The organism is Pseudomonas fortuita, from assembly GCF_026898135.2.
GTDB lineage: Bacteria > Pseudomonadota > Gammaproteobacteria > Pseudomonadales > Pseudomonadaceae > Aquipseudomonas > Aquipseudomonas fortuita.
This window is the reverse complement of sequence record NZ_CP114035.2, coordinates 2,593,362-2,614,313: the sequence shown is the minus strand read 5'-3', so window position 1 is coordinate 2,614,313 and position 20,952 is coordinate 2,593,362. Positions and strand designations below refer to the sequence as shown.

General features: G+C 63.2%; 13 protein-coding genes and 4 pseudogenes. 2 read left to right on the top strand and 15 right to left on the bottom strand.

Going from position 1 to position 20,952, the window contains the following annotated elements; translation table 11 throughout:
- Positions 1 to 82: 82 nt before the first annotated feature.
- Positions 83 to 4,192, top strand: coding sequence for a CheR family methyltransferase (locus tag OZ911_RS11930; RefSeq protein WP_054888248.1), 4,110 nt, complete (start codon positions 83 to 85; stop codon positions 4,190 to 4,192).
- A 39-nt stretch (positions 4,193 to 4,231) separates the two neighbouring features.
- Here the strand turns inward: OZ911_RS11930 and OZ911_RS11925 are convergent, their stop codons facing one another.
- The 4 genes and pseudogenes from OZ911_RS11925 to OZ911_RS11915 all read right to left on the bottom strand — a co-directional run.
- A complete protein-coding gene (locus OZ911_RS11925; protein ID WP_016486311.1) occupies positions 4,232 to 4,747 on the bottom strand; it encodes an MgtC/SapB family protein in 516 nt (171 codons plus the stop codon).
- 395 nt (positions 4,748 to 5,142) lie between these two features.
- Positions 5,143 to 5,331 (bottom strand): annotated as a pseudogene (locus tag OZ911_RS28885) (cyclase family protein); the annotation flags it as partial.
- A gap of 28 nt (positions 5,332 to 5,359) precedes the next feature.
- Positions 5,360 to 5,569, bottom strand: a pseudogene (locus OZ911_RS28880) (NAD-dependent epimerase/dehydratase family protein); the annotation flags it as partial.
- A gap of 24 nt (positions 5,570 to 5,593) precedes the next feature.
- Positions 5,594 to 5,854: pseudogene (locus tag OZ911_RS11915) on the bottom strand (VOC family protein); the annotation flags it as partial.
- Here OZ911_RS11915 and OZ911_RS28965 point away from each other — a divergent pair.
- Positions 5,853 to 5,981, top strand: a pseudogene (locus OZ911_RS28965) (hypothetical protein); the annotation flags it as partial. The pseudogenes OZ911_RS11915 and OZ911_RS28965 sit on opposite strands and share 2 nt — an antisense overlap.
- A gap of 40 nt (positions 5,982 to 6,021) precedes the next feature.
- On the opposite strand, the gene OZ911_RS11910 reads toward OZ911_RS28965, so the two are convergent.
- The 11 genes from OZ911_RS11910 to OZ911_RS11860 all read right to left on the bottom strand — a co-directional run bounded on the left by OZ911_RS11910 (position 6,022) and on the right by OZ911_RS11860 (position 20,856).
- A complete protein-coding gene (locus OZ911_RS11910) occupies positions 6,022 to 7,317 on the bottom strand; it encodes a cytochrome c (RefSeq protein WP_023047970.1) in 1,296 nt (431 codons plus the stop codon).
- 11 nt (positions 7,318 to 7,328) lie between these two features.
- The gene (locus tag OZ911_RS11905; protein WP_060516664.1) at positions 7,329 to 9,101 is read right to left on the bottom strand and encodes a GMC family oxidoreductase; all 1,773 of its coding nucleotides are present in this window, start codon (positions 9,099 to 9,101) and stop codon (positions 7,329 to 7,331) included.
- A 2-nt stretch (positions 9,102 to 9,103) separates the two neighbouring features.
- Complete coding sequence (locus tag OZ911_RS11900; protein WP_016486308.1) at positions 9,104 to 9,826, bottom strand: gluconate 2-dehydrogenase subunit 3 family protein; 723 nt, start codon at positions 9,824 to 9,826, stop codon at positions 9,104 to 9,106.
- Between the two features lie 78 nt (positions 9,827 to 9,904).
- The gene (locus OZ911_RS11895; RefSeq protein ID WP_016486307.1) at positions 9,905 to 11,365 is read right to left on the bottom strand and encodes a 3-sulfolactaldehyde dehydrogenase; all 1,461 of its coding nucleotides are present in this window, start codon (positions 11,363 to 11,365) and stop codon (positions 9,905 to 9,907) included.
- Positions 11,366 to 11,387: 22 nt separating this feature from the next.
- Positions 11,388 to 13,127, bottom strand: coding sequence for a 6-deoxy-6-sulfo-D-gluconate dehydratase (locus OZ911_RS11890; RefSeq protein WP_070086332.1), 1,740 nt, complete (start codon positions 13,125 to 13,127; stop codon positions 11,388 to 11,390).
- Between the two features lie 136 nt (positions 13,128 to 13,263).
- A complete protein-coding gene (locus tag OZ911_RS11885; protein WP_023049502.1) occupies positions 13,264 to 14,046 on the bottom strand; it encodes a sulfoquinovose 1-dehydrogenase in 783 nt (260 codons plus the stop codon).
- Between the two features lie 31 nt (positions 14,047 to 14,077).
- Positions 14,078 to 14,953 (bottom strand): 6-deoxy-6-sulfogluconolactonase, encoded by an 876-nt coding sequence (locus OZ911_RS11880; protein ID WP_016486304.1) that lies wholly within the window; start codon positions 14,951 to 14,953, stop codon positions 14,078 to 14,080.
- Positions 14,950 to 15,864, bottom strand: a complete 915-nt coding sequence (locus OZ911_RS11875) for an aldose 1-epimerase (RefSeq protein WP_016486303.1) — start codon at positions 15,862 to 15,864, stop codon at positions 14,950 to 14,952. Before OZ911_RS11875 ends, OZ911_RS11880 begins: the two co-directional genes overlap by 4 nt.
- A 12-nt stretch (positions 15,865 to 15,876) precedes the next feature.
- The gene (locus OZ911_RS11870; RefSeq protein ID WP_023049493.1) at positions 15,877 to 16,977 is read right to left on the bottom strand and encodes a porin; all 1,101 of its coding nucleotides are present in this window, start codon (positions 16,975 to 16,977) and stop codon (positions 15,877 to 15,879) included.
- 88 nt (positions 16,978 to 17,065) lie between these two features.
- Positions 17,066 to 19,105, bottom strand: coding sequence for an alpha-glucosidase (locus tag OZ911_RS11865; protein WP_070086333.1), 2,040 nt, complete (start codon positions 19,103 to 19,105; stop codon positions 17,066 to 17,068).
- On the bottom strand, positions 19,102 to 20,856 hold the full coding sequence (locus OZ911_RS11860) for a solute:sodium symporter family transporter (protein ID WP_031312052.1): 1,755 nt from the start codon (positions 20,854 to 20,856) through the stop codon (positions 19,102 to 19,104). The genes OZ911_RS11865 and OZ911_RS11860 overlap by 4 nt, the downstream gene beginning before the upstream one ends.
- Positions 20,857 to 20,952: the final 96 nt, after the last annotated feature.

Genomic DNA, 20,952 nt, shown 5'->3' with positions numbered 1-20,952 from the left:
TGAACCCCGCTCGTAGATTGATCGGTGCCAGGCCTATAATCGCTGCCACTGCTCACTCCCGGTTCGCACAAGGCTCGTGCCCATGAAATCGTCCAGCAAACCCACGCCCGCCTCGCCGCAAAACCCTGCCCTAAGCCCCAGCCATCTGGACTTCCCAGTGGTGGGTATCGGTGCATCGGCCGGCGGCCTGGAGGCGGTCCAGGCGTTTTTTCAGCGCGTCCCCGAAAACTGCGGCATGGCGTTCGTTGTAGTGTTGCACTTGTCGCCGGACCACCAGAGCCAGGCAGACCGCTTGATCCAGCGCGTCACGCGAATGCCGGTGTGCCAGGTAAGCGAGCCGGTACCGATCGAGCGTGATCACGTCTATGTCATTTCGCCAGCCAACCGCCTGTCCACCAATGACGGCTACCTGCGGGTCAGCCCGGCCAGGCGCAGCCGCGGCGACCACGTCGCCATCGACCTGTTCTTTCGCGACCTTGCTGATGTGCACAAGGACCATGCGTTCTGCGTAATCCTTTCGGGCAGCGGCAGCGATGGCGCAGTGGGCCTATCGCGGATCAAGGAACAAGGTGGCGTGACGCTTGTGCAGTCGCCCGATGACGCCCAGTACCCTGACATGCCCAAGGCCGCCATCGCCACCGGCATGGTCGACCTGATCCTTCCGGTGACCGAGATTCCGGGCAAGCTGGTAGAACTGTGTCGCTCGGCTCAGAAGGTCAAACTGCCGGAAATCGAGGATGACAGCCTCCCGCCGCCGCTAGGCGAACGCTCAGGCGACCCAGCCCAATGCGACCCGCTCCTCGACGACATCCTCGCCCGGCTGCATGCCAGCACCGGCCACGACTTCCAGCACTACAAGCGCGCGACGGTGCTGCGCCGGCTTGAACGTCGCCTGCACGTCACCGCGCAGACCGACCTTGCCGGTTACCGCGACTACCTCGAGCGGCATCCTGAGGAGTCTCGCGCCCTGTTGGCGGACATGCTGATCGGGGTCACCAACTTCTTTCGCGACCGGGACGCCTTCGAAGCGTTGCAACAACAGGCGATGCCGGGGCTGGCCAACGATGACAGCGAGGATCCGCAGCGCGAAATACGCATCTGGTCGGCGGGGTGTTCATCCGGCGAGGAAGCCTATAGCCTGGCGATGATGGCAACCGAGCAATTGGCGATGGAGCAGCGCAGTGCCAAGGTGCAGGTGTTCGCCACCGACCTCGACGAGCGCGCGATCAATGTCGGCCGGCTGGGCGTTTACCCCGATGCCATCGCCACCGATGTTCCCACGGCCAGGCTGCGCCAGTTCTTCATCAAGGAAAATCAGAATTACCGCGTACGCAAGGACATTCGCGAAAAAGTGCTGTTCGCCCGGCACAACCTGTTGTCCGATCCACCGTTCTCTCAGTTGGACCTGGTGGTATGCCGTAACTTGCTCATCTACCTGGACCGGGAAGTGCAACGGGAAATCCTGCGGCTGTTCCACTTCGCCCTGCGTAAAGGAGGTTACCTGTTCCTGGGCAGTTCGGAATCAGCGGACGTGGCGGCCGACCTGTTTATTGCCGTGGACAAGCGCCATCGCATCTTCCGCGCCAGGGAAGTGGAACCGGCGCGCCGCCCGGGGCGGCTTCAGACGCCCGACACGCCAGCAGTACGCGCCAAACCCAAGCCCCTGCGCAAGCTGTCCTATGCTGAAATCCATCACCGGGCGTTGTCCAGGCGCACACCGCCCAGCCTGATCGTCGATGCTGACGGCAACATCTTGCACATGAGCGATGGTGTCGGCCGCTTCCTGCGCCACGCCGGTGGCGAAGTCAGCCCCAGCCTGCTCAACCTGGTACTCACGCCGCTGCGCCCTGCCCTGCGCAGTACCCTGTTGCAGGCTCAAAACACCGGCCAGCCGGTCAGCTCGGGCGCAGTGATCATCACCGTCGACGATCAGCGCGTCGAAGTCCAGGTACAGGTACAGCCCCACCAGGACGAACCCAGTGGCAGCGAATGCCTGCTGGTGATTTTCCAGGTTCGCGAAGCTGATCCCCACAACCCGCCTGCCATTCAGCAAACCGAAGGCATGGTGTTGAGCACCCTGGAGCGCGAACTGCAGCGTACCCGTCAGCAGTTGCAGGAAACCATCGAGCAGTCCGACATCTCCAGCCAGGAGCTGATGGCCTCGAACGAAGAAATGCAGGCGGTCAACGAAGAGTTGCGCCTGGCCAGCGAAGAGCTGGAAACCAGCAAGGAAGAGCTGCAATCCATCAACGAGGAATTGCTGACGGTCAACTACGAGCTCAAGACCAAGGTCGATGAAACCGACAAGATCAACGACTACCTGAGCAACCTGATCGCCTCCACCCAGATCGCCACCGTGTTTGTCGACCGCAACCTGCACATTCGCTGGTTCACCCCTGGGGCCACCGCCATTTTCAGCATACTGCCGGTCGACACCGGCCGCTCGCTGCTCGACATCACCCATCGCCTGGAATATCCAGGCCTGGCGGACGATGCGCGTGCGGTGATCGAGCGCGAAACCACGATCGAGCGTGAAGTGATCGGCCAGGACCAGCATTGGTACCTGGCGCGCCTGCTACCGTACCGGGCCAGCGAGCAGAATGTCGATGGCACCGTGCTGACGTTCATTGATATCACCAAAAGCCGCGCAGCCGAAGAACGCTTGCGCCAAGGTGAGGAGCGCATGCGCCTGGTCGCGGAGAGCACCCATGACTTCGCCATCATCCTGCTTGATGAACAGGGCCTGATAATCGATTGGAACACGGGCGCTGCGTTGATCTTCGGCTACGCCAAGGATGAAGTGATTGGCCAGCACTATGCGCTGATCTTCACCGATCAGGACCGCGAAGATGGCGAACCAGAACGTGAACTGCGTGCCGCGCGCCTGCATGGCCGCGGCCAGGACGAACGCTGGCATGTGCGCAAGGACGGCAGCCGCTTCTATTGCAGTGGCGAAGTGTCACGCCTCAAGGGCAGCAGCCTGCGCGGTTACGTGAAGATCGCCCGTGACCTGACCGGCCACAAGCGCCTGCAGGACGAACAAAGCAAGCGCCTGGCCGAGTCACAAAGCTCCAGCCACATGAAGGACGAGTTCTTCGCAGTGATGTCCCACGAGCTCAAGCACCCGTTGAACCTGATTCAGCTCAATGCCGATATCTTGCGACGTATACCATCGGTCACAAGTACCGGCATGGCGAGCAAAGCGGTCAACGTCATTCGCGAAGCGGTCACCAGCCAGGCGCGGATCATCGATGACTTGCTCGATGTAGCGCGCATCCGCACGGGCAAACTCAAACTGAAGACCCAGCCGGTCGATTTGTGCGCCGTGCTGCAGGGTATCTGCTCCGTAGCTTGCAATGAGCAGCGCGGCCGAAGTGTTCGGCTGACGCTGCCGGCCGATGGGGAACCGGTCTATGTGGAGGCCGACAGCACCCGTGTCGACCAGATCATCTGGAACCTGCTGAACAACGCACTGAAGTTCAGCCCTGCCGATGGCGAAATTCTGTTGAGACTTGCTCGGCAGGATGAGCAGGCGCGACTTGAAGTCATCGATCAGGGCATAGGCCTCGCCAAAAACTCCCTGGAAGATATTTTTGAGCTGTTCAACCAGGCTGCACCCACCGGCCATGGGCGAGAGGGGCTAGGTATTGGCCTTTCCCTGGTTCGTCAATTGGTAGAAGCCCATGGCGGAGCGGTCAGCGTAGAGTCTCCCGGAATAGGCCAGGGTTGTACGTTCATCATCACCCTGCCCTTGTGCGCGTACGCCCAGCAACCCCAGGTGCAAGGCGAAGTGCTGCCATCAGAAGGTCGGCTGAAAGGGGTTCGTATCCTGCTGGTGGATGACTCGGTCGATGTGCTGGAAGTGATGGAACAATTGCTGTTGATGGAAGATGCCGACGTCGATGCCTACAGCGACCCGAAACTGGCGCTGCAGTCGGCGGCAGATGCGCGTTACGACGTGATCATTTCCGACATCGGCATGCCTGGCATGGACGGCCATGCTCTGATCCGGGCGCTGCGCGGCCTGGAGCATCTGCGCTACATCCCGGCCATCGCGTTGACAGGCTATGGGGCCAGCGCCGACCAATACAAGTCTCGCCAGTCCGGGTTCGACCGTCACCTGAACAAGCCTGTGGGCTATGACGACCTGATCGAAGCGATCGAGCGCCTGAATGGATCAGCGTCGGTCTGAATAAGGGAAGGCAGGCTTTGCGGGGGCGACCCACGCCCCTCAGTGCTTCCTGCCCTCCTCCTTCTGTTTTTCTTCGTCTTGCCTTTCGACCTTTTCCACCAGCAAGGGCATCGTGCCCAGCACCAACAGCGCCAGCACCGTGCTGACCAGCGCCGTGGCTTCGCGTCCCATCCCGGCTGCCGTACCGATGGCCGCCGTCATCCATAGCCCCGCGGCTGTGGTCAGGCCTTTCACATGACTGGTGTCCTGGCCATTGCCTTTGAGAATGGTGCCCGCGCCCAGAAAGCCGATACCGGCAACGATGCCCTGAATCACCCGGCTGAGCGCCTGCGCATCGGCACCTGCCATGCTCGGTGCCAGCACGAACAGCGCCGCCCCCAGCGACACCAGCATGTGCGTGCGCACCCCGGCGGACTTGCCCTTGTGCTCGCGCTCGAAGCCCAGCACTGCGCCGAGTACGGCAGCCATTACCAGGCGTACGAGGATTCGTACGATCTCGCGCTCATCGCCAATGTCGGCGAATTCGGCCTGGATTGTTTGCCAGATCAGGTCCATTGACAGGTACCGGCCTGATGAGGCTTTCTGCTGGTGCGGCGCTCTTCACAGGCGCTCGTTGGTTCGATCTTGATCGGCATGGCAGCGGCTTCCGAGGACGGTTAAAGCGTATGACTGCGAGCACTTCAAGGTTGCTGCATCGGACTGCCTGGCAGGTCGAGTGCAAGCCGTCTGGCTGACTTTGACAGCTGTCAGAAATCGCCATTCTCGATCGCGCATCCTGCTGGGGGTATCGCGGGTATTTTTGGGGGTACATTTCTGCTTTTTGAAGCCAGAAACGCCGTTCCAGAGGCCTTTCCAAATGTTCTTTGGCGACCCTGACAGTCTGTAGGCGGCCAAGAAGCCTTCCGGGGTCATGCTGCGCCTGATGGGGGAATGGTTGTACCAGCGCTCATTTACTCCATTATTGCGACAGCTCGAACAAACCCGGCCGAGGCATGGCGGATCTTGTAAGGAAAACAACTCACCAGAAAACCGAAATCAGGTAACTGCTCCAGGTTGGCCAGCTTTTCCATCTGCCCATAACCGATATCCCGCCCGGCCTTGTGCCCTTCCCAGATGATTGAAGCATCTCCCGTTTCACTGACGCATAGTGCCAGGGCGCATCCATGTGCGTGACAGGTCCAGCAAGGCGATTTCCACCATGCGCTTGTGCGCTGCATAAGATAGTTGAGGTGACGCCGGCTGGCCTTCGTCCATGCGAGCCGGCAACTCACCGCCGTACACCGCGACGCTGCTGGCATACACCAGCACCGGTGGCCAATTGGGGTTGCGCAACTGGTTGAGCAGCTCGAGGCTGGCTTGCAGGTTCACCGGGTAACCCCCCAGCGGGCTGTTGAAGTATCAGAACCAGTTGGAGCCCAGCAGGTGCCGGCCTGGGCCCCAAAAGCTGGTCCAGCCGTTCTGCTGGAAGCGCGTGCCAGCCAGCAGCACCTCGGTGCCGCTGCCCATGTGGAAGGTGAAGTGCTCGCAGCCCTGCATGTGCGGCGGCGTCTGAATCATGAACAGGCAGTGGTGGTCGCCCATGCCGGCTGTGCGCATGAACGGGCCGACGCCCATGAAGCTGTCGGTGGTGACGAAGCCCAGGCGGTCGCGATAGAACGCTTTCCTACGTCCGGTCTGCTTCCAGAATTACCCGGACGAGTTACTGCCCCCGGCGCTGCAAAATACCAATCCGCTGGGATTATTGCGATTAGTAGACGGTGAAATGCGCCGCTCAAGCGTGGCAGATTGATCAGCTCCATTTGAACTCTCAGGGCATCTGAAACCGCACTCTATTTCTGCATTCCAGGTACTCGCAATGCGTCAGCTGACAACGCGTCGCGTATTCGAGCAACGGAGCTTGCAGTGATCGGCACTCCGGAGTTGCCCCAGGCACCTCGGACAAAGTTCAACACCTGGGCCACCTCATTGTCGCTCAGGCGCCACCCCAGCGGCGGCATGCTGAACGACGTCGGTGCGGCGTGGGTCGAAGGCAATGTCCCGCCTTCAAGCACCATGCGAATCAACGATTGCGGATCGTCGACATTCAGCACAGGGTTAGCGGCCAATGCAGGAAAGACCTGCGCGTAGCCCTTGCCGTCACTGCGGTGGCAAGCCATGCAGTTATCCGCGTAGAGCCTTGCGCCCAGGGTCGGAGTCAGGCCGTCATGCAGTGCCTGATAGGTGGCAGGGTCCGCAACGTGAGGGCGATCGTCCGGATCGAGCGCTGGCAACTGCTTGAGGTATCGGGCGATCGCCAACCGGTCTTCATCGGTCAGATACTGCAGGCTGTGCACCACCACTTCACTCATACTGCCGAAGACTGCCGCTTTGTCCGTTCGCCCGGTCTTGAAAAAGTCGACCAGCTCAGCCTCGCTCCAGCTTCCCAGGCCGTGTCGATGATCCCCCCTGAGGTTTTTTCCGACCCACCCTTCCTGCGCGTCACCACCTGCGAGAAATGCTTCGCCTTCGCTAGCGCCGAGCGCTTTTTCCTGCAGGCTGAACGCACGCGGCGTATGGCAGGCGCCGCAATGGCCGAGCCCTTCTACCAAGTACGCGCCCCGCGCAAGCACAGGGTCTTGCATCGGCGTGTCAGCAGCAGCCGTGTCGACGCTTGGTGCGAACAGGTTGCGCCACACATGCAGTGGCCAACGCATCGATAGCGGCCAGGGAATGTTCGGGGCCTGAGTAGCTTGGGTCACCGGCGTGACACCGTGCATGAAGTACGCGTACAGCGCCTGCATGTCTTCATCGGACACCCGCGCATACGACGGATAAGGCATCGCCGGATAAAGGCTGTAACCGGCCTTGGCGACGCCATGGCGAACAGCCTTGTCAAAGTCCTCGAAACGGTATGTCCCGATACCGGTTTGACGGTCCGGGGTGATGTTGGTGGAGTACACCACGCCAATCGGCGTTGCCATCGGCAGGCCGCCGGCAAACGGCTTGCCATCCTTGGCAGTGTGGCAAGCGACGCAGTCCCCCGCTCGTGCCAGATAACGGCCCTTGGCAACCAAGGGGTCTTCGCCAGCGTGCGCAGGTGTAGCCAACAAACCCGCATAGGCCAGCAATGAGGCGAGGTATTTCATATTTGCGTACCTCATGCTTGCACCATCGGCCCGGGGTTGGGCAGGTAGTGCTCACGGATGTGGTGCGCGGCCCAATAGGTCAAGGCCCCCACCAGACCGGTCGGGTTATAGCCGAAGTTCTGCGGGAATGCCGACGCGCCCGTGACGAACACGTTATGTACGTCCCAGCATTGCAGGAATCGGTTGACGACACTGGAGGCGGGGTCGCTGCCCATTATCGCGCCACCCGTGGTGTGGGTACTCTGATAGACCCGGGTGTCGTAATGACTGCCGGGCTTCTTGGCATTGTTCTCGACGCTGCCACCGAGCACCTCGGCGATACGCTGCGCCTTGTCCACGGTGTACTGGGTCATCTTGAACTCGTTGTCGTGCCAGTCGAAGGTGATGCGCAGCAGCGGCTGGCCGTAGGCATCGCGGTAGGTCGGGTCCAGGCTCAGGTAGCTGTCGCGATAGGCCATGACCGAACCTTGAGCGTTGATGCCCATCAGGCGTTGATAACTGTCCTGGGTCGCGGCTTTCCAGCCCTTGCCCCACTTGGGCGCAGCCTTGGGTGTGGTCGCCTGCCCGATGGGGCGCCCACCGGTGCGGTTGTGACGAATGTTCGCCCCGCCAAGGAAGCCCAGCGGCGCGTGGTCGAAGTTGTCACCGTTGAAGTCGTCGATGGCCTGGCCACCGGCACCGGCGCCAATGAACGGATTGAGTTGCGTGCCCTTGGGCAGCATCACGCTGACACCGCCATTCATCTGGTACGCATAGTTCTTGCCCACCACCCCATCCCCGCTGACCGGGTCATAGGGCTTGCCGATCCCCGACAGCAGCAACAGGCGCACGTTGTGCAGCTGGAAGGCCGTGAGGATCACCAGTTGCGCGGGTTGCTCGACCTCGCGGCCCTGGGCATCGATGTAGGTCACCCCAGTGGCCAGTTTGCCGCTGCTGTCGAGGTTGACCTTGATCACCTGCGCCTGGGTTTTGACCTTGAAATTCGGACGTTTGAGCAGCACCGGCAGGATCGTGGTCTGCGGCGAGCCTTTGGAATACATGTAGCACCCGTAGTTCTCGCAGAACCCGCAGAAGTTGCACGGCCCCATGCGCACACCGTAGGGGTTGGTGTAAGGCTCGGAGGCGTTGGCGGCAGGAATCGGGAACGGCTCGTAGCCCAGTTCGCGTGCGGCCTTGGCGAACAACTGCGCGCCATACACATCTTTCAGCGCTGGCAGTGGAAACTCGCTGCTGCGTGGTGCTTCAAAACGGTTGCCACCCTTGACCACGGTGCCGTTGAGGTTACCGGCCTTGCCAGCGATCCCTGCAACCGCTTCAAAACGGGCAAAGTACGGCTCGAGCTCTTCGTAGCTGACGCCGAAGTCCTGGATCGTCATGCCCTGGGGGATGAAGTGCTTGCCATAACGCTCTTCGTAATGGCTGCGCAGGCGCAGGTCACTCGCCTGGGCGCGCCAGGTAAGGCCGTTCCAGTGAAAGCCCGAGCCACCGACACCGGTGCCGAGCAGGATCGATCCATGCTGGCGGTACGGTACCGCGACACCGCTGATGTTGTGCCGGAACGTGACCGTCTCGCGGGCCAGGTCCTGGTAAAGCTTGCCGCGCACCGTGTACGCCAGTTCGTCGATAACGTTGGGGTAGTTCGCCGTGGTGGGCGTGTCCTGCATCTCGCCGCGCTCAAGGGCCAGTACCTGCAGGCCCGCGTCGGTCATTTCCATGCCCATGATCGAGCCAGTCCAGCCCAGGCCGACCAGCACCACGTCCACCGGGGGATGTTTGATCGCCATGTCTACCCCCTTTGCCCACTGATCGACACCGGCCCCAGCGGATAGCGCTCGCCGGGGTGGTCGATCCAGTCCATGAAGTCGGCACGGGCACCGGGGAAACCGATCATCTTCCACCCCGCCATATCACGATTGCCGCCGTAGACAGGGTCGGCGAAGTAACCTTCGCGGGTGTTGCGCAGCAGCTGATTGAAGAACTGCGAACTGGGCAACGCTTCCAGCGGCACCTTACCCTCTTCCAGCAGGTGCAACACCTGCGCCTGCATCAGGCTGGCGAGCCCGGCAAAAGGTTGGCCGTGGGTTTGCCGGCACCACTGATCGCAGCCGGCAATGCCCAGCCGCAGAATGTCCCGGGGCGCAAGGCGGCCTTGATAGCCGAGCTCCGGCAGCTGATCGGTAATGAACGGACCTTGGCTGTAGAACAACGCGCCGTGGCCGTAGGGCGTGTCCATCTGACGATCGATGAACCCGGGGATGCCACAGGCGATGGCGCCTGGCCCAAGTTCATCGGTGGGGATCAGTCGTTCACAGGCCGCCTGCACGAATGCCCATTCAACGTCTGTGAAGAACCGTGGTCGATAGTCGTCCGGCTGCAGTTGCGGGGTGGCTGGCTGACGAGGTGTATCGCCGAAAGCGGTCGGAACGCCGTGGCTGGCTAGCGTCACCAGCGGGATTAGCGCCAGGCCGCCTTGCAGGAAGCGGCGGCGCGCATTGGGGGTATCGGACATGGGGCTACTCCATGCGGGGCTTGTTGTTCTTATGGGTGCTCAGTCACAGGGGGCAGCGCCTGCCCCCTGTGACAGGCTTTAGCGGTCGACGCCGCCGAGGCACACGTACTTGATTTCCAGATAGTCTTCGATGCCGTAGCGCGAACCTTCGCGGCCAAGGCCCGATTGCTTGACGCCTCCGAACGGCGCCATCTCGTTGGCGATTGCCGCAGTGTTGACGCCGACCATGCCGTATTCGAGGTCTTCGCTGACGCGCAGCACGCGGCCGATATCGCGGCTGTAGAAGTAGCTGGCCAGGCCGAACTCCGTGGCGTTGGCCAGCTCGACCACCTCGTCCTCGCTGGAGAAGCGGAACAGTGGCGCCAGTGGCCCGAACGTTTCCTCGTGGGCCACTTTCATCTGCGCCGTAACTTCAGTGAGCACGGTCGGCTCGAAGAAGCTGCCACCCAGCGCGTGGCGTTGGCCACCTGCGATCAGCCGTGCGCCTTTCTCAAGGGCATCACTGATGTGCTCTTCGACCTTGCGCACGGCGTTCTCATCGATCATCGGGCCTTGGGTCACACCGGCCTCTACACCATTACCCAGGCGCAGGCCCGAGGCAGCAGCGGCGAGCTTCTCGGCAAACCGTTCGTAGATACCGTCCTGCACATAGATACGGTTGGCGCAGACGCAGGTCTGCCCGGCATTGCGGAACTTCGACAGCATCGCGCCTTCCACGGCCAGGTCGAGGTCGGCGTCATCGAAGACAATGAACGGCGCGTTGCCGCCCAGCTCCATGGACACCTTCTTCACGGTCTCGGCGCATTGCCCAATCAGCCGCTTGCCCACCGGCGTGGAGCCGGTGAAGCTGAACTTGCGCACCAGCGGGTGGCCGGTCAGCACGCTGCCGATCTGGGTCGCGCTGCCGGTGACCACACTGAACACGCCAGCGGGGATACCGGCGCGTTCGGCCAGGGCCGCCAGGGCCAGGGCCGACAGTGGTGTCTGGCTGGCCGGGCGCAGCACCATCGGGCAACCGGCGGCCAGGGCCGGGGCCACCTTGCGGGTAATCATCGCGTGGGGGAAGTTCCACGGCGTGATGGCCGCCGTGACGCCGATCGGCTCCTTGGTGACGATGATGCGCTTGTCTGCCGAGGGCTGCGGGATGGTGTCGCCGTAGACGCGCTTGGCTTCCTCGGCAAACCACTGCACGAAGGACATGCCGTTGCCCAATTCGCCACGGGCTTCGGCCAGTGGCTTGCCTTGTTCGGCGGTCAGCAGGCGGGCGAGGTCCTCCTGATTTTCGAGCATGAGCGCGTACCAGCGCTGCAGCAGCTCGGCGCGCTCCTTGGCGGTCTTGCGCTTCCACGGTTTGAAGGCACGGTGCGCAGCCAGCACCGCGCGTTCGGCTTCGGCGGCGCCCATTTGCGGAATGCGCGCCAGTTCTTCGCCGGTGGCAGGGTTGGTGACAGCAAAGGTTTCGCCGGAATCGGCACTCACCCAGAGGCCGTCGATGAACGCCTGTTGTTTGAGCAAAGAAGGGTCTTTGAGTTCGAGCATCGGTCAGTTGTCCTGGGCAGGTTCAGTGGATGGGTGGCTCGGGCACGGCTTCGCCGGCCTGCAGGAAATCGAAGTCGCAGCCTTCATTGGCCTGGGTCACGTGCTGCTGGTAGAGCGCAGCGAAGGAGCGACCGTAGGTCTTGTGCTGCGGCACATGCCCAGCACGGCGGCGGGCCAGCTCGTCGTCACTGACGCGCATGTTCAGCGTGCCGGCGGCGACGTCCAGGTCGATGATGTCGCCTGTGCGCACCAGTGCCAGCGGCCCGCCAACGGCGGCTTCGGGCGCCACGTGCAGGACGCAACTGCCATAGTGGGTGCCGCTCATGCGCGAGTCGGAGATGCGCAGCAGGTCACGCACCCCGGCCTCCAGCAGGCGTTTGGGGATCGGCAGGTTGCCCCACTCGGGCATGCCCGGCGCGCCTACGGGACCGGCGTTACGCAGGATCAGCACGGTGTCCGCAGTGACCTCCAGGGCCGGGTCGTCGATCATCCGGCTGAGGGTTTCATGGTCATCGAAGACCAGTGCCGGGCCGCTGTGGCGGCGCAGGCGCGGGTCGGCCGCGGAGGACTTCATGACCGCGCCATCGGGGCACAGGTTGCCGCGCAGCAGCGCCAGGGTCGCGCCTTGCTCGAGGCTGACCACCGGGTTGTCGAGGGGGCGAATGATGTCATCGTCGTAGCACGGTGCATCGGCCAGCAGGCTGTCCCAGCTCTGGCCGGTGGCACCTTCGCATTCCAGGTGCAGGTGCGGTTCGATCTTGCGCATCAGTGCGCGCAGGCCGCCGGCGAAATGGTAGTCCTCCATCAGCGCCGTGCCGGACGGGAACAGGTTGAGCAGCACCGGGATCTTCGCGGCCGCCGCTGCCAGCTGGTCGAGGGTCAGGTCGATGCCGGCGCGCCGGGCAATGGCGATCAGGTGGATCGCCGCGTTGGTCGAGCCGCCCATGGCCATGTACACCGCCACGCCGTTGGCGACATGCTTGTCGGTCAACCAGGTCGAGGGACGGCGGTCGCGCCAGACCAGGTCGACGATGACCGAACCACACTGCGAGGCCATCCGCGGGTGCGCACCGTCAGCGGCGGGGATGCTCGATGCACCAGGCAAGGTAAAGCCCATTGCGTCGGCGATGCTGGTCATGGTCGAGGCCGTACCGACGGTGTTGCAGGTGCCGATCGAGCGGGTCATGGCGCCTTCGAGCTCTTCCCAGGCGACCGTGTCGATCAGCCCCAGGCGGCGTTCATCCCAGTACTTCTTGGTGTGGGTGCCAGCGCCGGTCTTGACGCCGCGCCATTGGCCGTTGGACATCGGCCCGGCCGGACAGTAGATCACCGGCAGGTCCATGCTCAGTGCCCCCATCAGCAAACCCGGGGTGGACTTGTCGCAGCCACCCAGCAGCACGGCGCCGTCGATCGGCAAAGAGCGCAGCAACTCTTCGGCCTCCATCGCCAGCAGGTTGCGATAGAGCATGGTGGTCGGCTTGACCATCACCTCGCCCACCGACTGCACCGGCAACTCCACCGGAAAGCCGCCCGCTGCCCAGACACCGCGCTTGACCGCTTCGGCACGTTCACGCAGGTGCGAATGGCAGGGCGACATCTCGCTCCAGGTATTGAGGATGGCAATCACCGGCTTGCCCATGAACTCTTCACGGCGCAGGCCGATCTGCTGCAGACGCTGACGGTGGGCGAACGCACGGATGGTGTCTGGAGCAAACCACCGCTGGCTGCGCAGTTCTTCGATTTTCTTGTGTTTTTCGGACATGAGCTAAGCCTTTGAACAAGGGCGCGACGAAAAATCGTAGCGCTGCGAAATTCTCTTTCAGGAGCATACTCAGATCGATTTCGTAGCGCTACGATTTTTTTCCCTGAAGAAGTGCCCTGACGCCAATCAGGGTGGATTACTGAATCGACAACCCTGCATCGACAACGAAGTTCTGGCCGGTGCAGCCACGGCTGTCGTCGCTGGCCAGGAACAGCGCCAGGCGCGCGCAGTCGCTGGCATCCAGGCGGAACTTGAGCATCTGCTGGTCGATGAAAGCCTGGCTGGCCGCCTCCAGGCCAGCGGGGTCGGCGGCCCACATGGCATCCTGGCGCTCGGTGCGGATGGCGCCCGGTACCAGGCTGTTGACCCGGATGCCCTGCCCGCCCAGTTCACGTGCCAGGGTACGGGTCATGCCGTTCAGCGCCGCTTTGGCGGTGGTGTAGCAGACCATCCCGGGGCGCCCGCGCATCCAGGAGATCGACCCCATGTTGATGATTGCCCCGCTGCCGCGACGCGCCATGCGGGGCGCAACCGCCTGGGCCGCGAAGAAGGCGTGGCGCAGGTTGGTCTGCATGCGCTCGTCCCAGTACTCGACGCTGATATCGGCCAAGGCATGACGGTCATCGCGGGCGGCGTTGTTGATCAGCACATCGACGGCGCCCCAGGTACGCTCCACTTCTGCCACGCAGGCCTGCAACCGCTCGATGTCGCGTACATCGCAAGGCAGGAACAGCGAGTTGGCCCCCAGCGCCTGCGCCAGCCCTTGCCCCGCTTCGGCATCGAGATCGAGAAAGGCCACGCGGCTGCCCTGAGCAACGAAGGCTTCGACAAAGGCGCGGCCAATGCCTGAAGCACCTCCGCTGATGAGGACCACCTTGTCGGCGAGGCTTGGATATTGCGTATCGGTATGACAGTTCATGATAGGAAGCTCGTGAATGCGTGGGAAAGGTTCAGCCTGCGAACAGCGGTTCCGCGCAGCCGGGCACATTGACCCGGGTGGCGAACACACAGCCGGACAACGGCCAGTCGGCGAGTTCTTCGGCACTGCGGTTTTCGCGGGAACTGGTGATGTACAGCGTGCGCAGGTCCTCACCGCCGAAGGCGACCATCGTCGGCCAACGCGTCGGCAGCTGGATTTCGTCCAGCACCTGCCCGTCAGGGCTCAGGCGCAACACCCGGCCGCCGTCGAACTGCGCGCTCCAGTAACAACCGGCGCTGTCAAAAGCCGCGCCATCAGGACGCCCGCCGCTGCCCCGCGCAAACTCGCGCAGCAGTTGCCGTGGGCCGGGCTGGCCATCCTCATCCAGTGGGTAGCGGTAAAGCACATGGTTCGGCGTGTCGCTGTGGTAGGCCCACGCACGGTCCGGGCTGAAGGCCAGGCCGTTGGACACCATCACATCGCCCGCCATGACCTGGGCGCGATGCTCGGCATCGACCCGCAGCAGTTGCCCGCCATTACGGTCACGCGGCTGCCACAACGTGCCGGCCCAGAAGCGCCCCCAGGGGTCGACGCGGCCATCGTTGAAACGGCTGTACTCGGCGCCCGTCGGGTTCTCGGCCAGGCGCTCGCCCAGCTGCCCCTGGGCATCGAGCAGGTAGATACCACTGCGCAGCGCGACAATGAAGCCGCCTTGCTCGCGCAGGCCGAAACAGCCGAGTTCCTCGGGCAATTGCAGTGTGCTCACGCTGCCATCGCGAGGGTCAAGGCGATGCAGCCGCCCGGCCAGGATATCGGCCCAGTACAGGACCTGTTCACGGACCGACCAGACCGGGCACTCGCCCAGCTCCGACGGCTGCCGGACCACACAGTTCAACGTTTCATTCATGCAGGGTTCTCCAGGTTGCCGCTGGCAGGCAGCAAGCGCAACTCACGTTCGATCGACGCCCCCGGCGCCAGCCAGACCAGGCCGTGCGCCGTGGGCTCAGGGAAGTTGATGGCATTGTTCAGGTGGCTGACCGGCTCGACCGCGATGAAATCCGCAGGCGCTGGCGGCGTGAACACCACCAGGTGCCCAAGCCCTGGGCCGGCCTGCAGGCGCAGGCCGACCTGAGCGTCGGGCCAATACAGGCTGGCGCGAGCATCCCAGCCCTCGAAGCAGTTATCCAGGCCCACTGCACCTGCCGCGCGGGGCTGGCTGAAGTCCCAGGCCTCGGGCAGCGCCGTACGCTTGAGCGGCAGGCCATCCGGCCCGGCCTGCCAGACCTGCGCGGCGCTAAAGCCCAGCTGCAGCTCACCCTGGCGCTCGAAGTACGGGTGCCAGCCAAGCCCTGCCGGCATCGGCTGCTCACCCAGGTTGGTGAGCCCCAGGTGCAGGTACAGCCCCTCCTCGCTCAGGACGAGGCTCTGCCAGGCAACGAAATCCCACGGCCAATCCTCGGCATCGATGCCGCAGGCGGTGTGACGCAAGCTCAGCCTGCAGCTTTGCGGCGAGTGGCCATCGACCTGCCATGCCCGCTGCCAGCCAAGGCCGTGCAGCGGGTGCGGATGGTCGCCGAAGTTGCCGCGCAGTTGCTGCGCTTGGCCGTTGGCGCTAAAGCGCCCGTGGGCGATCCGGTTGGAGTACGGCACCAGCGGATAGCAGGCGCTGCGCCGCACGCTGTCGCTGCCGTCCCAAGGGCGCAACAGCTCGAAGCGGCCCAGGCGCAGGTAACCCAGCGCGCCGCCAAGGCTTGGCAACACCCCGGCACTCAAGGCACCGCAGGTGAGTTTCAGCAGCGGGTGCACGGTGTGATTCATCGGTATCAAGACTCAGAAGCTCCAGCGAATACCCAAGGTGCCTGCCCAAGGGTCATAGCCGGCCGCCACGCTCGGGTAATCTTCGCTGAGCAGCGAGAAACCCTGGGTGGAGTGGCTGTTGTTGTTGATGTGGGACACATAGGTATACAGCTGGGTATTAGGGTTGAACGAGTAGATGTAGCCGGCATGAGCCGCCCAGGCCCGGGCGCCGGCTGCGCCGATACGCTGAGAAACGCCGAAGGTCAGGTCATTGTGCTCGTCGAGGACGATCCTGGCATTGACCATCTTCGCCGAGGCGAACCAGCGTGCGTCGGTATCACGCTCGGTATACATGTAGTTGGCGCCCCAGATCACACCGCCCCACTGGTAGTTGCCCGACACCACGTGGGTCGTCTGGGTATACAGCTCGCTGCTGGTTTCGGTGGGGGCCGACTCATGGCGGTTGAAGCCATAACCCAGCTTGGTGAAGCCATTGCGATAGCGCACGTTGAAGCCACTGGTGCGATTCTGATTGGGGCCGTTTTCGATGCTGGAATTGCCGTAGGAGTAACCCAGCTCGGTGGAAAACCCGTTCACTTCAGGCGAGCGGTAACGCACCGTGGTGTCGTAGAAACCGCCGGTGCCGCTTTTGCCCAATACCGCGGTGTGCTCCAGGCTCATGATCGCCGCCATGTTCGACAACCCGTACAAGGCCACGTCCGAATCCAGGAACACCCAGTAGATTGGCATGTACAGGCTCCCCATGGCCACCGAGCCGAACGGGCCACTCACGCCCGCGCCATAGCCACGGTTGGTCGAGACCTGCCCGCCCTTCCAGATCCTGCGCAGTACCAGCCCGCGCTCGCCAAACGCCTGCAGGGTGTAACCGCTGTCGCCCAGGGCATAGTCAAGCTTTACCCCGAAGCGCGAGGCCTGCAGGTTGCCGTCCGAGACCATGGTGTGGTCGGGGGCGGTCTTGCTGAACGAGCCCGTCTGCACGTTCAGATCGAGAATACCGTAGGGGTTGATGCTGAGGTTGCCGGCCTTCCACACGATCGGCTCGGCATGACTGGGCAGCGCGCAGACGCTGGCCAGCAGGGTGAAGCCAAGGACACGTTGATTCTTGTTATTCATGTCAGCAGCGCTCTTTCATGGCCGCAGTGGGCCGACGCGCCTGCCAAGGCAGGCGCGCATTGGGACAAATCCAGGTAGCCGTGCCGGATCAGAGCACGGTCAGGCTCTCGAACAAGGCTTGCCAGCGGCTGCCCACCCGGCTGAACACCGGCGGTTGCCCCAGTGGCGCCGCCACCTCGACACGCTGGCCGCCCTCGAAGCGCTCGCTGCTCCACCAGTGCTGCCAGGTCTCGCCAGCCGGCAGGTAGACGCTCCAGTGCGTTTTACCCTCGGCATGCACGGGGGCCACCAACAGATCGCGCCCATACAGGTACTGGTCCTGGACGCCATAGCAGCCGGTGTCCTGTTCGTGATGCAGGAACAGTGGCCGCTGCAATGGCAGGCCGCTGGCCTGGGCTTCATCCATCAGGCTTTCGACATAGGGTTTCATGCCGGCGAACAGCCGAGTCATGCGGGCAAAGTGCGCCAGGGTGGCCGGGTCTTGCCAGAACTGCAGGTTCTGGTCCGGGCGGTTGCCTTCGTGCGTGCGCATCACCGGGGTGAACGCCGCCATTTCCGCCCAGCGCTGGAACAGCTCGGCGGTACGGCAGTTGCCATAAAGGCTGGTGTAGCCACCGATATCACTGTGGTGATAGGCATTGCCCAGCAGGCCTGAAGACAATGCGCCACAGATCACTGTCTGCAGGCCATCGTGGCGGCTGAAATCGACCGACTGGTCACCCGCCCAGAGCAACGGGCAGTGCGCCTGCACGCCGCTGTACCCGGCGCGCATGAAGAACAGCGCATCCCCCGTGCGCCCAGCCGCGGCAATGGCGCGGGCATTGACCTCGGCCCAGCGCACCGGCCAGGCATTGTGTTCGAGCATGGGGTCGGCACCGCCGGCCAGCTTGACATCGATCGGCAGGTACTCGCCAAAGTCCGCCATCCAGCCTGACAGCCCCTTGTCGAGCATTTCCTGACCGATGATCCGGGTTTCGAACCACTGCGCCGCCGCCGGCAGGGTGAAATCGACCACCCCACAGAGGAACTCGCCGAAGTCGACCAGGTAGGTAGCGCCCTCGGCAGTGGTGGCCAGGTAGCCAGCTGCCTGGGCTTCGGCAAACAGTGGACCGTCATTGCACAGGTAAGGGTTCACGTAGCCGAGGAAACGCAATCCGCGCTCATGCAGGCTGCCGACCCAGGCCTGGTGGTCCGGGTAGCGCTCGGCGTTCCACTGCCAGTCCCAGAACAAGCGCTTGCCGAACGAGGTGATGCGCAACCCTTCCCAGTCTTCGCACCACAGTGCGCTGACTTTCGCACCCTCTTCGAGCGCGGTCTTCAGGTGCTGCTCCGCATGCTCTCGGCCGTTCTTCAGGCCGAGGATCGCCCCGTCGAGCACCCACTCCGGCAGCCGTGGCTGGCGGCCGAAATAGCGGCTCAACGCACCGACCAGATCGATGTAGCTGTCGCCGACGAAGAATTCCAGCGCCTCCGGTATCGCCCACACCTGCAGCTCGTGGAAATCGCCCTGGCGGAAGTCGAAATCGGCATAGGCGCAGGTGACCAGGTGCGCGCAATAGCGGCGCGAGGACATGAATGTCGGTTGCGGGTAATTGGTGTGGTAGTAGTCACCACCGGCATTGGCTTCGTTGTCGGCCTGCAAGGTCAGCCAGGTCGATTTGTCCCGGCCTACGCCCGGCTCGGAAGTCCACAGCGGGAAGTTGCGTCCGCGCAGGTTCAGATAGGACATCTGCTCGCCGCAGCCCCAGACCTGCTCATCCGCTTCGGCCGGCAGACGCAGCCACAGGCGGTTGCAACCTGGCTGCGGCGCCTGCATGAGCAGGCGCACGCGCTCGCCCTGGCAGTCCAGGCGCAGGGTCAGCAGCAGCGGCCCCTCGGCCCAGGCGCGCAGCTCGATCAGACCCGCCTGCGCATCGAGCCGGGCGTGGCGCAGGGCAACCCGCTCCTGCACGTAGTCACGGATGCGGAAATTGCCGCGCTGCATTTCAATATCGGCCTCGCCGTAGCCGGCAAACACCGCCGGCTGCAGCGGGCTGTGGCACCACAGCAGGCGCCCGTCCACTTCCAGGCGGATCTGCTCACCTGCCTGGTGCAGGTTCACGTTCTGGGGGATGGATACGCTATTCATCGTGGGTTGGTCTCATAGTCAGGCAGGGCATGGGTGACAGTCAGGTGTCGAAAACGGCGGCGGCACAGGGCAGCGCCGGCAAAGGCCAGCAGCCAGGTCAGCGCCAGCAGCGGCAGGTAGAGGCCGGAAGGTCCGCCGACACGGGCGACCCCCAGCGGTGAGAAGGTCAGGTAGATGGAAACCAGGGCTGCGAACAGCACCACACTGAAACTGCCGGCATGTCGCCATGGGGTAAGGTCCACGGTGCGCGCAGGGGTCGGCGAGACATACGGGGTAGCGCGGTCGAAGTGCTTGCGCAGCAGCACCAGCAAGGCCATCTCGATGGCGAACATGATGCCCATGACATGGATGAAGCTGATGCCCAGGCGTGTGTCGATCTTCAGCCCCAGCACCAGCACCGCGTAGCACACCGCATGCAGGCCAAGCACCAGTTTCGCCGGTGTCGCACCGCCACGGGCGCTGAAGAAACCGAACAGCATGATGGCAATGATCGGCATGTTGAAGAAGCCGGTGAAGCGGCGCAGTACCGCATAGATGCCTTCCGGGGTGTACATCAGCATCGGTGCCACCACCAGCGACACCAGTGCCGCAATCACACTGACGCGTTTGCCGAAGCGCACCAGCGCCTCGTCCGAGGCCATGGGCCGGATCGACTTGTAGAAGTCATAGGTCAGCAGCGTGGCCGTGCCATTGATGATCGCGTTGAAATGGCTCATCACGGTGCCGAAGATCACCGCCACGAAGAACCCTTTCATCCACCAGGGCATCAGCGCCGCGACCAGTGCCGGATAGGCCAGGTCCGAGTTGGCCAGTGGCTGGTCGCGGAACAGGTGCCAGGCGATCACCCCAGGCATCAGCATGGCCAGCGGCACCAGCAGCTTCAGGCAACCCGACAGCAGCACGCCCTTCTGGCCCTCGGCCAGGTTTCGGGCGGCCATGCTCTTCTGCACGATGGCCTGGTTGGTGCACCAGTAGAACAGGTTGGCGAAGATCATCCCGGTGAACACCGCGCCGAACGGCACCTTGTCTTCACTGCCGCCAATGGCGTTGAGCTTCTGTGGGTTGTCGTGCAACAGGGTCTGAGCACCGGACAACACGTCACCCTGCCCCAGCGTCCACAGGCCGATGATCGGAATCAGTATCACCACCACCAGCAAGCCGATGCCGTTGATGGTGTCTGACACCGCCACCGCCCGCAGCCCGCCCAGCACCGCATAGGCGGCGCCGATCACCCCGGTAGCGACGATCAGCAGGCTGATGGTGGCCGGGTAGGACCAGCCGAGAATGCCCTGCAGGTCGAAGATCTGGTTGAAGGTGATCGCCCCCAGGTACAGCGAGGCCGGGTTGAGCACCAAGGTGTAGGTGGCAACCATCAGCGCGCTGACCACCCGGCGCGTGGTGCGGTCGTAACGCTTCTCGATGAACTCCGGCAGCGTCGAAAAGCCGCCGCGCAGGTAGCGTGGCAGGAAGAACAGGGCCAGGGCGATCGTCGAAACGGCAGCAGTCGCTTCCCAAGCCATGGAACTTAGGTTGTGGGCGTAAGAGTCACCATTGAGGCCGACCAGTTGGTCGATCGACAGGTTGGTCAGCATCATCGAGCCGGCAATGAACCAGCCATTGAGGCCGCCGCTCGCCATGAAGTAACCATGGGCGCCGACGTCCTTGGCCTGGCGGGTGAACCGATAGGAGATCACTGCAACCAGCACAGTGAAAAACAGCATGCTCAGGAAGGTAAAAAGGGAAGTGCTCATTTTTATATTTGTTCTCCAACGCGGGTTGGGCAGCGTTGCAACGGCAAAATCGCAGCGCTGCAAAATTACCCGATGAGCTTATCGCAGGCAAAATCG